This window comes from Enterobacter cloacae complex sp. ECC445 (genome assembly GCF_021892025.1).
GTDB lineage: Bacteria > Pseudomonadota > Gammaproteobacteria > Enterobacterales > Enterobacteriaceae > Enterobacter > Enterobacter chengduensis.
The window spans coordinates 43,173-55,893 of record NZ_JAKLRZ010000001.1; the positions used below are offsets into that span (position 1 = coordinate 43,173).

A 12,721-nucleotide genomic window follows, 5' to 3' on the forward strand; every position below is an offset into this window, starting at 1 on the left:
TGAGTCCTGAAAGGGGTCTTGTTTTACCGATAGCAACGGTGTCCTCATCGCTATGATGGGGCACCACCCCTTAGTCCACAGGTTCTCATATGAGTGATAACGTCTATGTTACCAGCCCGCTTTTGCCTCCCCTCGAGGAGTTTCTTCCTTATCTGGAAAAAATTTGGCAAAACCGGATCCTGACAAACGGCGGCGAGTTTCACCAACAGCTTGAACAGGATCTGGCGCGTTATCTTGGCGTAAAGTACGTGAGTTTATTCTCGAATGGTACGCTTGCCCTGCTGACGGCTATGCAGACGCTGCGGATCCGTGGCGAGGTGATCACCACCCCGTATTCCTTTGTTGCAACCTCTCATAGTTTGCTTTGGAATGGACTCACTCCGGTCTTTGCGGATATTGATCCCGATACGTTTAATATTGACCCTGAGAAAATTGAATCGCTCATCACGCCGCAAACGTCAGCAATATTACCGGTGCATTGTTACGGTATTCCTTGTGATACCGTACGTATTCAACAGATCGCCGATACATATGGACTAAAGGTTATTTACGACGCTGCCCATTGTTTTGGAGTAAAAGAGAATAATACCAGTGTCCTGAACCACGGCGATCTTTCGGTCGTGAGTTTCCATGCCACCAAAGTATTTAATACCTTTGAAGGTGGTGCGATTATTTGTCATGACATTAAAACCAAACAGCGAATTGACTATCTGAAAAATTTTGGTTTTGCTGATGAGGTCACCATCATGGCCCCAGGTATTAATGGCAAAATGAATGAAGTCCAGGCGGCAATGGGGTTGCTTCAGTTGCAGCATATTGACGCGGCTCTGGCGGAACGCAAAGCGATTTATGAGCGGTATGTAAAGCTGCTGGATGAATGGCTGCCGGAACTTCGCTATATAACACCATCTTGCTCGATTGAATGGAATTTCGCCTATTTCCCCGTTCTCTTTGAGGGTAACATTCTAAGCGCGCGCGATGAAGTTTACAGTGCCTTACGGCAGCAGGGGATTTTTGCACGACGCTATTTCTATCCTCTAATTAGTGAGTTTCAGATGTACCGTCAATTTGCAACAGCTGATGCCCAACATCTTCCTGTCGCGTGGTCGATTTCTCGGGGTATTCTCTGCCTACCTATTTATCCTGGCCTGACGTATGAAAATCAGATCCGGATCGTGGAAATTATTAGTAAGACATTTTCTCCGCATAAAAATGCACAGTGCGTCGCAACTAGTGAGTTATAAATAAGGATTATCAGTTGTGAAAATTGCAGTAATGCAACCTTACTTTCTACCCTATATTGGTTATTTTCAACTGATGTCTGCGGTTGACCGCTTTGTTCTATTTGACAACGTGCAGTACGTCAGGCAGGGCTGGATCAATCGCAATCGTATTTTGCAACATAATCAACCCGGCATTGTTACTCTTCCATTAGCGAAGGATTCTCGCTTTCTTGCAATCAACAGTCGTCACTTGTCAGATAATTTTATTCGTGAGGATGTGCTCAATCAATTTCTTGATGCCTATCGTCACGCACCTTACTTTCATACGGTATTTCCGCTTGTAGAAGAGATTGTTAATTGTTCTTGCGATAATTTGTCAGACTATCTTGGTAACTCATTGATGGTATTGCGTCAGGTATTATCTCTGGAGTGTGAAATTATGCTCTCGTCTGATATTGCCATTGATCATAAATTGCGTGCTCAGGACAAAATATTGTCCATTTGCTCGGTTCTGGAGGCTCATACATATATCAACCTTCCTGGTGGTCGCGCACTTTATGACAGCGAAAGCTTTCAGCAGCAAGGTGTCAACTTACAGTTTATCCAACCGAAGAATATTTGTTATCCACAGTTTGGTGCTGAGTTTGTCCCTTGGCTCTCAATTATCGATGTCATGATGTTTAATAGTAAAAATGAGGTAATCAACCTTTGCCGTCATGGCTGGACTGTGAGTGGTTAAGGAGCATGCGATGATATCACGCGTCAACACCGCCACTGCCATGCAGATTGCAGGGCATCTTCATCTTGGCGAATCCGATTTTGTCGAGCATCTCATGCGGCAGGTTAATATTGAACGTTATGCTGCTAAAATTAAAAAATATGGCTGTACCTTTGAAGCGTGGAGCGATAACCAGTTAATTGGCCTTGTTGCGGCATATCTGAATAAGGAAAAACGGACCGGATTTATTACTAATGTTTCTGTACTACCTGGTTGGCAATCTTGTGGCATCGGGGATGAGTTATTGCGCAATAGTATTCTTTATCTTGAAGAGGCGGGTGTTGAACAGATAGCCCTTGAAGTGCTTAGCATCAGAGAAAAGGCTATTAGATTGTATTCAAAACATGGATTTATCATCTCTTCTTCTGAACAGGATACGCTCATGATGGTGCGAAAAAGTAGAGTGTCCGGTCCGTCCTAATCCCGTTAATTTGGATCGGGGAAGGAGTAAGGCAGAAATAACCCCCCATTTCACCCACTATTCCCCCGATTAAAACCCCTGCAGAATCGGATAATCATGCCGATAACTCAACTAACGCAGGGCTGTTTATCGTGAATTCACTCTATACCGCTGAAGGTGTAATGGATAAACACTCGCTGTGGCAGCGTTATGTCCCGCTGGTGCGTCACGAAGCATTGCGCCTCCAGGTGCGCTTGCCGGCGAGCGTGGAACTTGACGATCTGCTACAGGCGGGCGGTATCGGGTTATTGAATGCAGTTGACCGATACGACGCTCTGCAAGGAACGGCATTTACGACTTACGCAGTTCAGCGTATTCGTGGTGCGATGCTGGACGAGCTGCGCAGCCGTGACTGGGTGCCGCGCAGCGTTCGCCGCAACGCGCGCGAAGTGGCGCATGCGATGGGGCAGCTGGAACAGGAACTGGGACGTAACGCAACGGAAACCGAAGTGGCGGAACGTCTTGGCATTGCTGTTGAAGAGTATCGTCAGATGTTGCTCGATACCAATAATAGCCAACTCTTCTCTTATGACGAGTGGCGCGAAGAGCATGGCGATAGCATCGAACTGGTGACGGATGAGCACCAGCAGGAAAACCCGTTACACCACTTAATGGAAGGGAATTTACGCCAGCGCGTGATGGAGGCTATTGAAGCTCTGCCTGAACGCGAACAGCTGGTATTAACCCTTTATTACCAGGAAGAGCTTAACCTCAAAGAGATTGGCGCTGTTCTGGAGGTGGGAGAGTCGCGGGTGAGCCAGCTGCACAGCCAGGCCATCAAACGCTTACGAACCAAGCTGGGTAAGTTATAGGTGATTGATTCACCTGAAAAATGCCGCACAACGTATTGACAACCAGGAGTTATCATGACGGTGCAGCAATCTAAAAGACGGCCTTTAAGCCGCTACCTGAAAGACTTTAAACACAGCCAGACGCATTGCGCCCACTGTAACAAGTTACTCGATCGTATCACGCTGGTTCGCCGGGGCGAAATCGTTAATAAGATTGCGATTTCGCGTCTCGACACGTTAATGGACGAAGCAGCATGGCTCGAAGAGCAAAAAGAGTGGGTGGCGCTTTGCCGTTTCTGTGGCGATCTCCACTGCAAAGAGCAAAGCGACTTCTTCGACATTATCGGCTTCAAGCAGTTCCTGTTTGAGCAAACGGAGATGAGCCACGGCACCGTTCGCGAGTATGTGGTTCGCCTGCGCCGCCTCGGGCAACATCTGACCGTCAACAATATTTCTCGCGATCTGCTGAAGACCGGCTATCTGGACGAAAATCTGGAGCCGTGGCTGCCTGCGACCAGCACCAACAACTACCGAATTGCGCTGCGCAAGTATGCGCAATACAAGGTACAAATGCCGGGTGCGATAAAGCAGAAAGCCCACGTGGGAACAACTTCTGATATATATTAAAAAAGAATAAGATGTAGCGCAGTCGCCTTTGACGTTGCAGGCGATTTCTCTACACTACGTAAAAATTCCACTATATCGGGGTATTTATGAAATTTGCACTTCTGGGTCGTCAGGCGCTGATGGGCGTTATGGCCGTTGCGCTGGTTGCGGGCATGAGCGTGAAAACGTTCGCCGCAGAAAACCTGCTGAATAAAGTGAAAGAGCGCGGTACGCTGCTGGTTGGGCTGGAAGGAACCTATCCTCCGTTCAGCTTCCAGGGCGATGACGGTAAGCTGACCGGTTTTGAAGTGGAGTTTGCCGAAGAGCTGGCGAAGCACCTCGGCGTGAAAGCGTCCCTGAAGCCGACCAAATGGGACGGTATGCTGGCGTCGCTGGATTCCAAACGTATTGACGTGGTGATTAACCAGGTGACCATCTCCGACGAGCGTAAGAAGAAATATGACTTCTCTACGCCGTACACCGTGTCCGGTATTCAGGCGCTGGTGAAAAAAGGCAACGAAGGCACCATCAAAGCGGCTGCGGACCTGAAAGGGAAGAAAGTCGGCGTGGGTCTGGGTACTAACTACGAAGAGTGGCTGCGCCAGAACGTGCAGGGCGTGGACATCCGCACCTATGATGATGACCCGACGAAATACCAGGATCTGCGCGTGGGCCGTATCGACGCCATTCTGGTTGACCGCCTAGCGGCGCTGGATCTGGTGAAGAAAACCAACAACACCCTCGCGGTGGCGGGTGATGCGTTCTCCCGTCAGGAATCGGGCGTGGCCGTTCGTAAAGGCAACGAAGACCTGGTCAAAGCGATTGACTCCGCGATTGCTGACATGCAAAAAGACGGCAGCCTGAAGGCGCTCTCCGAGAAGTGGTTCGGGGCAGACGTCACCAAATAAGTCTTTGACGTGAAAAAAGGCGCTTTTAAAAGCGCCTTTTTTATTTCTTACGCGTCTGCGTGCATAATGAAAAATATCACATTTTGTCAGAGTTACCGGAGAACCCATGTCACTACAGAATTTAACGCGCTTTCCCCGCCTGGAGTTTATCGGGGCGCCTACGCCGCTGGAGTACCTGCCGCGATTTTCTGATTATTTAGGGCGCGATATTTTTATTAAGCGTGATGACGTGACGCCGATGGCAATGGGGGGCAACAAGCTGCGCAAGCTGGAGTTTCTGGCGGCTGACGCACTGCGCGAGGGGGCGGATACGCTCATTACCGCCGGGGCTATCCAGTCCAACCACGTTCGTCAGACGGCGGCCGTGGCGGCGAAGCTCGGGCTCCACTGCGTGGCACTGCTGGAAAACCCGATCGGCACGCGGGCAGAAAACTATCTCACCAACGGTAACCGACTCCTGCTGGATCTGTTTAACGTGCAGGTCGAAATGGTGGATGCGTTGACCGACCCGACGGCCCAGCTTGATGAGCTGGCGACGCGTCTGGAAGCGCAGGGTTTCCGTCCGTACGTTATCCCCGTCGGCGGTTCTAACGCGCTGGGCGCGCTGGGGTACGTGGAAAGCGCGCTGGAAATCGCGCAGCAGTGCGAGGGGGCGGTGAGCCTCTCCTCCGTCGTGGTCGCGTCCGGCAGTGCGGGCACGCATGCCGGGCTGGCGGTGGGGCTGGAGCAACTGCTGCCGGACGTCGAGCTGATTGGCGTGACGGTATCCCGCAGCGTCGCGGATCAAAAGCCAAAGGTGGTCACTTTACAGCAGGCGGTCGCAGAGCAGCTGGCGCTGAAGGCAAAGGCCGATATCCTGCTTTGGGATGACTATTTTGCGCCGGGCTACGGCACGCCGAACGAAGAGGGTATGGAAGCGGTTAAGCTGCTGGCGCGCCTCGAAGGCATCCTGCTCGATCCGGTCTATACCGGCAAAGCAATGGCCGGACTGATTGACGGCATTGCGCAGAAACGCTTTAAGGATGAAGGGCCGATCTTATTTGTCCATACCGGCGGAGCGCCTGCGCTGTTTGCCTACCATCCTCATGTCTAAAAATCAGGTCGAAAAATAATAATGCAAGAAAGTATTCAACTGGTTATTGATTCTCTGCCGTATCTGCTGAAAGGTGCGGTATTTACGTTACAGCTCAGTATCGGCGGGATGTTCTTCGGGCTGGTATTGGGATTTGTGCTGGCATTAATGCGCATGTCGCCCATCCTGCCGGTACGCTGGCTGGCGCGCTTCTATATCTCCGTGTTTCGCGGCACGCCGCTTATCGCCCAGCTCTTTATGATCTACTACGGCTTACCGCAGTTTGGTATCGAGCTGGATCCGATCCCCGCAGCGATGATTGGCCTGTCGCTCAATACCGCAGCGTACACCTCTGAAACGCTGCGAGCGGCCATCTCCTCCATCGACAAAGGGCAGTGGGAAGCGGCGGCCAGTATCGGGATGACGCCGTGGCAGACGCTGCGTCGCGCCATTCTGCCGCAGGCGGCGCGCGTAGCGCTTCCACCGCTGAGCAACAGCTTCATTAGCCTGGTGAAAGATACCTCCCTGGCGGCAACGATCCAGGTACCGGAGCTGTTCCGTCAGGCGCAGCTGATTACGTCACGCACGCTTGAGGTCTTTACCATGTATCTGGCCGCCTCGCTGATTTACTGGGTGATGGCGACGGTGCTGTCTGCCCTGCAAAACTACTTCGAAAACCAGCTTAACCGCCAGGAGCGTGATCCAAAATGAGTGCTATCGACGTCAAAAACCTGGTGAAAAAATTCCACGGTCAAACGGTGCTCCACGGGATCGACCTGGAGGTGGAGCAGGGTGAAGTGGTGGCGATTATCGGGCCGAGCGGTTCGGGAAAGACGACGCTGCTGCGCAGCATTAACCTGCTTGAACAGCCGGAAGGCGGCACCATTCGGGTCGGGGAGATAACGATTGATACCGGGAAGTCTATCAGCCAGCAGAAAGGATTGATTCGCCGCCTGCGCCAGCACGTCGGCTTCGTTTTCCAGAACTTCAACCTCTTCCCGCACCGCACGGTGCTGGAGAACATTATCGAAGGGCCGGTGATTGTAAAAGGTGAATCGAAAGAGGACGCAACGGCGCGCGCGCGCGAGCTGCTCGCTAAGGTCGGGCTGGCGGGGAAAGAGACCAGCTATCCGCGTCGTCTGTCGGGAGGGCAACAGCAGCGCGTGGCGATAGCGCGCGCGCTGGCGATGCGCCCGGACGTGATTCTTTTTGATGAACCGACCTCTGCGCTCGATCCGGAACTGGTAGGCGAAGTGCTGAACACCATTCGCCAGCTGGCGCAGGAAAAACGGACGATGGTGATCGTGACGCACGAGATGAGCTTTGCACGCGACGTTGCTGACAGAGCCATCTTCATGGATCAGGGACGGATTGTGGAGCAGGGGCCAGCGAAAAGCCTGTTTGCTAACCCACAGCAGCCGCGAACCCGTCAGTTCCTTGAAAAATTCCTCATGCAGTAGCATTTTTGCGCTAATTTGCTCCAGAAATTTAGCCTGGAGCAAATTATTCTCTCGCTGTGCGCTATCCTTTGTTTTTTTATTCCATCCCGCTCGGATAAACCTTATCGAGAGTAAAGTTAATCGTGCAATTGCCGATATTTTGTCGTTTGAAAAAAGTTTTATGTGTTAGGTTATATTCACCATAATAATGATTATCTTTTCAGAGGCTTCATTTAGTAAGTATGAGGGATTCAGACTTTTTCACCTGGCGACGGGATTGCTTCCTCCGGTTTCAGGAATTGACCTGTGCCGACGAGGTATATCAGGAACTAGAGCGACAAACGCAGGCGCTTGAGTTCGATTATTACGCGCTCTGCGTGCGTCATCCCGTGCCATTTACGCGGCCAAAGATATCGCTGCAAACCACGTATCCAAAGCCGTGGATGGCGCAATATCAGTCCGCGAACTATTTCGCGATTGATCCGGTTTTAAAACCGGAGAATTTCATGCAGGGTCATTTACCCTGGACCGACGCATTATTCGCTGACGCGCAGGAATTATGGCATGGCGCGCAGGACCACGGTTTACGCGCAGGAATAACGCAGTGCCTGATGTTGCCTAATCACGCGCTCGGCTTCCTGTCAGTTTCACGTACTAGCGTACTGGAAGGGCCGTATACCCATGAGGAAATTGAACTGCGTCTGCAAATGCTGGTGCAAATGGCCTTAACTTCGCTGATGCGTTTTGAAGACGGGATGGTCATGCCACCCGAAATGAAATTCAGCAAACGTGAACGTGAAATTCTGAAATGGACTGCGGAAGGAAAGACGTCTGCGGAAATAGCGATCATCCTCTCCATCTCGGAGAATACCGTTAACTTCCATCAGAAGAATATGCAGAAGAAATTTAATGCACCCAACAAGACCCAGATCGCGTGCTACGCGGCGGCAACGGGGCTGATCTGACGGGAGAAGACGTTCTGCGTGACAGACGAGCGAACGGCTGAATGCGCTGCATTCAGCCGTTTTTTGTTACTGGCGGTAGGCTTGTTTGATTTGCTTAACGGTGTTAGCAAATACCGCAGATTCAGCCTGGTCTTCCATCTCCGCGATTTGTTTTTCCATTTTAATGATCACACGACCGGCATCCGCCTGGCCCATCGCCTGCAGCATCAACGTTAGCAGCGCTTTCAGGCAGTTTACTTCCTGTGCCAGTTCCTGGTTATTCTCCGCAGTGGCAAATTCAGGTGTGCTCATTTATTTTCCTCATTATTAAACGGCGCTAAAGCGCGACGACGAAAGTCAAGGCGGCGGAGTATACCACAAGCTAAAGCAAAAAATGCAGCGGTTGTTTTTCGTACTTTTACGCAGATGTTTAATTGCGTAAACAGGACGTACCGGTAAACTGAACCGAAGTTAAAGGCTATTAATTGTTTATACCCGGTTTGCTTGTCGTTAATTATTGTTACAAAAATTTGAGGAGTGTTCTTTTTGCAGGGAAACGCTGCACGTTTTTTGTAACTTTTTGAATACAGATGCTTAAAAAAAGCCGCAAAAGCCCTGTATCCACGGGCTCTCTTTCCACGGACTGTACAGCCTAATTTCCAAAAACGAGAGCAAAATCGAATAGCCGGTTTTTTTAACGTTTTAATCTTGTGAGGAAAACCGTTAATATAAACCAAATTATCACTCAGTAGCGTTATCCCTATTCTGGAGACATTTCCTTTGATCAACGTCCTTCTTGTTGATGACCACGAACTGGTGCGCGCAGGGATACGACGCATTCTTGAAGATATTAAAGGTATTAAAGTTGCCGGTGAGGCGTGCTGTGGCGAAGACGCGGTAAAATGGTGCCGCACTAACTCGGCCGATGTGGTACTGATGGATATGAACATGCCCGGTATCGGTGGTCTTGAAGCAACCCGCAAAATCGCCCGTACCTTTGTTGATACGAAAGTCATCATGCTGACCGTGCATACCGAAAACCCGCTGCCCGCGAAAGTGATGCAGGCGGGTGCAGCGGGTTACCTGAGTAAAGGCGCTGCGCCGCAGGAAGTCGTCAATGCTATCCGCTCCGTGTTTGCCGGGCAGCGTTACATTGCTTCCGACATTGCCCAACAGATGGCGCTAAGCCAGATTGAACCCGAGAAAACCGAATCACCGTTTGCGAGTTTGTCTGAGCGTGAATTGCAGATTATGCTGATGATCACCAAAGGCCAGAAGGTGAATGAGATCTCGGAACAGCTGAATCTCAGCCCTAAAACGGTGAACAGCTATCGTTACCGGATGTTCAGTAAACTGAACATCCATGGTGATGTTGAACTGACGCATCTGGCCATCCGGCATGGTTTGTGTAATGCGGAGACGTTGTTAAGTCAGTGAGTGATGTGTTCGATTCAAAGGCATTTCTGAAAACCGTAACCAGCCAGCCTGGCGTCTATCGCATGTATGACGCTGGCGGTACGGTTATCTATGTGGGGAAGGCCAAAGACCTTAAAAAACGCCTTTCCAGCTATTTTCGCAGTAACCTGGCCTCCCGTAAGACCGAAGCGCTGGTTTCCCTCATTCAGAATATTGATGTCACCGTCACGCACACGGAGACGGAAGCCCTGCTGCTTGAGCACAACTACATTAAGCTCTACCAGCCGCGCTATAACGTCCTGCTGCGTGATGATAAATCCTACCCGTTTATTTTTCTGAGCGGCGACACCCATCCGCGCCTCGCCATGCACCGCGGTGCTAAACACGCGAAGGGCGAATATTTCGGCCCGTTCCCAAACGGCTATGCCGTGCGTGAAACGCTGGCGCTGCTGCAAAAAATCTTCCCGATCCGCCAGTGCGAAAACAGCGTTTACCGTAACCGCTCGCGCCCGTGCCTGCAGTACCAGATTGGACGCTGCCTGGGCCCCTGCGTAGCCGGCCTGGTGAGTGAAGAAGAGTATGCCCAGCAGGTGGATTATGTGCGCCTGTTCTTAGCCGGAAAAGACGATCAGGTCTTAACGCAGCTGATCGCGCGGATGGAAAAAGCCAGCGCCGCGCTCGAGTTCGAAGAAGCTGCGCGTATCCGCGACCAAATTCAGGCGGTGCGCAGAGTCACTGAGAAACAGTTTGTCTCCAATACCGGTGACGATCTCGACGTCATTGGCGTCGCCTTTGACGCCGGGATGGCCTGCGTGCACGTGCTGTTTATACGCCAGGGCAAAGTGCTCGGCAGCCGCAGCTATTTCCCGAAAGTGCCGGGGGGAACCGAACTGGGTGAAGTGGTGGAAACCTTTGTCGGGCAGTTCTATCTGCAGGGGAGCCAGATGCGCACGCTGCCTTCTGAGATCCTGCTTGATTTTAATCTTGACGATAAAACCCTGCTCGCCGATTCCCTCTCTGAACTGGCGGGCCGTCGGGTTAATGTACAGACCAAACCGCGCGGCGATCGCGCGCGCTATCTGAAGCTGGCGCGAACCAACGCGGCGACGGCACTCACCACTAAGCTGTCGCAGCAGTCGACGGTACACCAGCGCTTAACGGCTCTGGCGACGCTGCTGAAGCTGCCGGAAGTGAAGCGGATGGAGTGTTTCGACATCAGTCATACGATGGGGGAACAGACGGTGGCGTCCTGCGTGGTGTTTGATGCCAACGGCCCACTGCGCGCCGAGTATCGCCGATATAACATCACCGGAATCACGCCGGGCGATGATTATGCGGCCATGAATCAGGTGCTGCGTCGCCGCTATGGTAAAGCCATCGAAGAGAGCAAAATCCCGGATGTGATCCTGATTGACGGTGGGAAAGGGCAGCTCGGCCAGGCGAAAGCGGTATTTGAATCGCTTGACGTCAGCTGGGATAAAAACCATCCGCTGCTGCTGGGGGTGGCAAAAGGAGCAGATCGTAAGGCTGGCCTGGAGACGCTGTTCTTCGAGCCGGAAGGTGAGGGCTTCAGCCTGCCGCCGGACTCTCCGGCGCTGCACGTTATCCAGCATATTCGCGATGAGTCCCACGATCACGCCATCAGCGGCCACCGCAAAAAACGGGCGAAGGTGAAAAACACCAGCGCCCTGGAGACGATCGAAGGCGTTGGGCCAAAACGTCGCCAGATGCTGCTGAAGTATATGGGCGGATTGCAAGGATTACTCAGCGCCAGCATGGAGGAAATTGCAAAAGTGCCGGGTATTTCGCAAGGGCTGGCAGAAAAGATCTACTACTCGTTGAAACATTGAGGGCTCTGTAGCAACATAGAGCTAAATTTTACTGACAACAAATAGTTACCGTCACTATGCAATATAATATCCCTACGTTGCTCACTCTCTTTCGTGTCGTGCTTATACCGTTCTTTGTGCTGGCGTTTTACCTGCCGGTTGTCTGGGCACCTTTCGCCTGCGCACTGATCTTCCTTATTGCCGCGGTAACCGACTGGTTTGACGGCTATCTGGCCCGTCGCTGGAATCAAAGCACCCGTTTCGGCGCCTTCCTCGATCCGGTAGCGGATAAAGTGATGGTTGCTATCGCCATGGTGCTGGTGGCCGAGCACTATCATACCTGGTGGGTGACGCTGCCTGCGGCCACCATGATCGGCCGTGAGATCATTATTTCTGCTCTGCGCGAGTGGATGGCGGAACTGGGCAAACGCAGCAGCGTGGCGGTCTCGTGGATTGGTAAAGTCAAAACGACGGCGCAGATGGCGGCGCTGGTCTGGATGCTCTGGCGTCCGAACGCCTGGGTTGAGTGGGCGGGGATTGGCCTCCTGTGGGTGGCGGCAGTGCTGACGCTGTGGTCAATGCTGCAATATTTGAACGCCGCGCGTGGGGATTTGCTTGATCAGTGATCGTTTCGCCGTAATTTTCAGCAAACGATCCGGGGATGCAAAAAATAACGTTGACTCATAACGTCATATCAGTAGAATGCAACGCATCGAACGGCGGCACAGCAAGCCGGACGATAGTGAAATCAAGTGGTTAGACGTTTACTTGATGACATGCGGGAATAGCTCAGTTGGTAGAGCACGACCTTGCCAAGGTCGGGGTCGCGAGTTCGAGTCTCGTTTCCCGCTCCAGATTAAAGACATGCGCAACAGCGGGTGTCAGTTAGAAAAGTTTTACGGCGCGTTAGCAAAGCGGTTATGTAGCGGATTGCAAATCCGTCTAGTCCGGTTCGACTCCGGAACGCGCCTCCACTTTCTTCCCTGGCCGGATGGTGGAATCGGTAGACACAAGGGATTTAAAATCCCTCGGCGTTCGCGCTGTGTGGGTTCAAGTCCCACTCCGGCTACCATGGGAAACAAAGAATAATCAAAGCAATAAGCAGTGTCGTGAAACCACCGAAAGGTGGTTTTTTTGTGCCTTCAATTTGAGTTTTTTCGCCCCAAAAGCAGAGCGAGTTTTCGCTAACTTGCAACCATTCTTAAACAAACATTTCACTCGCCAGACACATGTTATCGCCGCTGATAAACTAGAT

General features: G+C 51.8%; 15 protein-coding genes and 3 tRNA genes. 16 read left to right on the forward strand and 2 right to left on the reverse strand.

Annotated elements, in window-relative coordinates:
- The first annotated feature begins 89 nt into the window (after positions 1 to 89).
- The 10 genes from L6R44_RS00205 to sdiA all read left to right on the forward strand — a co-directional run bounded on the left by L6R44_RS00205 (position 90) and on the right by sdiA (position 8,242).
- The gene (locus L6R44_RS00205) at positions 90 to 1,244 is read left to right on the forward strand and encodes a DegT/DnrJ/EryC1/StrS family aminotransferase (RefSeq protein WP_032641405.1); all 1,155 of its coding nucleotides are present in this window, start codon (positions 90 to 92) and stop codon (positions 1,242 to 1,244) included.
- 16 nt (positions 1,245 to 1,260) lie between these two features.
- The gene (locus tag L6R44_RS00210) at positions 1,261 to 1,962 is read left to right on the forward strand and encodes a WbqC family protein (RefSeq protein ID WP_237422869.1); all 702 of its coding nucleotides are present in this window, start codon (positions 1,261 to 1,263) and stop codon (positions 1,960 to 1,962) included.
- Positions 1,963 to 1,972: 10 nt separating this feature from the next.
- Positions 1,973 to 2,422: a GNAT family N-acetyltransferase gene (locus L6R44_RS00215; protein WP_032641402.1), complete on the forward strand. Its 450-nt coding sequence runs from the start codon at positions 1,973 to 1,975 to the stop codon at positions 2,420 to 2,422.
- A gap of 131 nt (positions 2,423 to 2,553) precedes the next feature.
- On the forward strand, positions 2,554 to 3,273 hold the full coding sequence (locus L6R44_RS00220; protein WP_014170714.1) for an RNA polymerase sigma factor FliA: 720 nt from the start codon (positions 2,554 to 2,556) through the stop codon (positions 3,271 to 3,273).
- A gap of 54 nt (positions 3,274 to 3,327) precedes the next feature.
- A complete protein-coding gene (gene fliZ, locus L6R44_RS00225; protein ID WP_237422870.1) occupies positions 3,328 to 3,879 on the forward strand; it encodes a flagella biosynthesis regulatory protein FliZ in 552 nt (183 codons plus the stop codon).
- A gap of 86 nt (positions 3,880 to 3,965) precedes the next feature.
- Complete coding sequence (tcyJ, locus tag L6R44_RS00230) at positions 3,966 to 4,766, forward strand: cystine ABC transporter substrate-binding protein (RefSeq protein ID WP_237422871.1); 801 nt, start codon at positions 3,966 to 3,968, stop codon at positions 4,764 to 4,766.
- Between the two features lie 106 nt (positions 4,767 to 4,872).
- On the forward strand, positions 4,873 to 5,859 hold the full coding sequence (dcyD, locus tag L6R44_RS00235; protein ID WP_032641396.1) for a D-cysteine desulfhydrase: 987 nt from the start codon (positions 4,873 to 4,875) through the stop codon (positions 5,857 to 5,859).
- A gap of 21 nt (positions 5,860 to 5,880) precedes the next feature.
- Positions 5,881 to 6,549, forward strand: coding sequence for a cystine ABC transporter permease (gene tcyL, locus L6R44_RS00240; protein WP_014884380.1), 669 nt, complete (start codon positions 5,881 to 5,883; stop codon positions 6,547 to 6,549).
- A complete protein-coding gene (gene tcyN, locus L6R44_RS00245; protein WP_023336161.1) occupies positions 6,546 to 7,298 on the forward strand; it encodes an L-cystine ABC transporter ATP-binding protein TcyN in 753 nt (250 codons plus the stop codon). The genes tcyL and tcyN overlap by 4 nt, the downstream gene beginning before the upstream one ends.
- Positions 7,299 to 7,519: 221 nt before the next feature.
- A complete protein-coding gene (gene sdiA / locus L6R44_RS00250) occupies positions 7,520 to 8,242 on the forward strand; it encodes a transcriptional regulator SdiA (RefSeq protein ID WP_032641394.1) in 723 nt (240 codons plus the stop codon).
- 66 nt (positions 8,243 to 8,308) lie between these two features.
- Here the strand turns inward: sdiA and L6R44_RS00255 are convergent, their stop codons facing one another.
- The gene (locus tag L6R44_RS00255; RefSeq protein WP_008500345.1) at positions 8,309 to 8,533 is read right to left on the reverse strand and encodes a DUF2594 family protein; all 225 of its coding nucleotides are present in this window, start codon (positions 8,531 to 8,533) and stop codon (positions 8,309 to 8,311) included.
- Positions 8,530 to 9,009, reverse strand: coding sequence for a hypothetical protein (locus L6R44_RS00260; protein ID WP_237422872.1), 480 nt, complete (start codon positions 9,007 to 9,009; stop codon positions 8,530 to 8,532). Before L6R44_RS00260 ends, L6R44_RS00255 begins: the two co-directional genes overlap by 4 nt.
- On the opposite strand from L6R44_RS00260, the gene uvrY reads away from it, so the two are divergent.
- The 6 genes from uvrY (at position 9,002) to L6R44_RS00290 (ending at position 12,538) form a co-directional block, all read left to right on the forward strand.
- Complete coding sequence (uvrY, locus tag L6R44_RS00265) at positions 9,002 to 9,658, forward strand: UvrY/SirA/GacA family response regulator transcription factor (RefSeq protein WP_013096026.1); 657 nt, start codon at positions 9,002 to 9,004, stop codon at positions 9,656 to 9,658. The genes L6R44_RS00260 and uvrY overlap by 8 nt on opposite strands.
- The gene (gene uvrC, locus L6R44_RS00270; RefSeq protein ID WP_077064132.1) at positions 9,655 to 11,487 is read left to right on the forward strand and encodes an excinuclease ABC subunit UvrC; all 1,833 of its coding nucleotides are present in this window, start codon (positions 9,655 to 9,657) and stop codon (positions 11,485 to 11,487) included. The genes uvrY and uvrC overlap by 4 nt, the downstream gene beginning before the upstream one ends.
- 56 nt (positions 11,488 to 11,543) lie before the next feature.
- Complete coding sequence (gene pgsA, locus L6R44_RS00275; RefSeq protein ID WP_008500348.1) at positions 11,544 to 12,092, forward strand: CDP-diacylglycerol--glycerol-3-phosphate 3-phosphatidyltransferase; 549 nt, start codon at positions 11,544 to 11,546, stop codon at positions 12,090 to 12,092.
- 152 nt (positions 12,093 to 12,244) lie between these two features.
- Positions 12,245 to 12,320: transfer RNA gene (locus L6R44_RS00280), tRNA-Gly, on the forward strand.
- Positions 12,321 to 12,366: 46 nt separating this feature from the next.
- Positions 12,367 to 12,440: transfer RNA gene (locus L6R44_RS00285), tRNA-Cys, on the forward strand.
- Between the two features lie 11 nt (positions 12,441 to 12,451).
- Positions 12,452 to 12,538, forward strand: a tRNA-Leu gene (locus L6R44_RS00290).
- Positions 12,539 to 12,721 lie beyond the last annotated feature (183 nt).

What these genes read in the sequence shown, in the direction of transcription:
- L6R44_RS00205 (WP_032641405.1), top strand. Translation starts at nt 90, where the DNA reads ATGAGTGATAACGTCTATGTTACCAGCCCGCTTTTGCCTCCCCTCGAG.
- L6R44_RS00215 (WP_032641402.1), top strand. Translation starts at nt 1,973, where the DNA reads ATGATATCACGCGTCAACACCGCCACTGCCATGCAGATTGCAGGGCAT.
- fliZ (WP_237422870.1), top strand. Translation starts at nt 3,328, where the DNA reads ATGACGGTGCAGCAATCTAAAAGACGGCCTTTAAGCCGCTACCTGAAA.
- tcyJ (WP_237422871.1), top strand. Translation starts at nt 3,966, where the DNA reads ATGAAATTTGCACTTCTGGGTCGTCAGGCGCTGATGGGCGTTATGGCC.
- dcyD (WP_032641396.1), top strand. Translation starts at nt 4,873, where the DNA reads ATGTCACTACAGAATTTAACGCGCTTTCCCCGCCTGGAGTTTATCGGG.
- tcyL (WP_014884380.1), top strand. Translation starts at nt 5,881, where the DNA reads ATGCAAGAAAGTATTCAACTGGTTATTGATTCTCTGCCGTATCTGCTG.
- tcyN (WP_023336161.1), top strand. Translation starts at nt 6,546, where the DNA reads ATGAGTGCTATCGACGTCAAAAACCTGGTGAAAAAATTCCACGGTCAA.
- sdiA (WP_032641394.1), top strand. Translation starts at nt 7,520, where the DNA reads ATGAGGGATTCAGACTTTTTCACCTGGCGACGGGATTGCTTCCTCCGG.
- L6R44_RS00255 (WP_008500345.1), bottom strand. Translation starts at nt 8,533, where the DNA reads ATGAGCACACCTGAATTTGCCACTGCGGAGAATAACCAGGAACTGGCA.
- pgsA (WP_008500348.1), top strand. Translation starts at nt 11,544, where the DNA reads ATGCAATATAATATCCCTACGTTGCTCACTCTCTTTCGTGTCGTGCTT.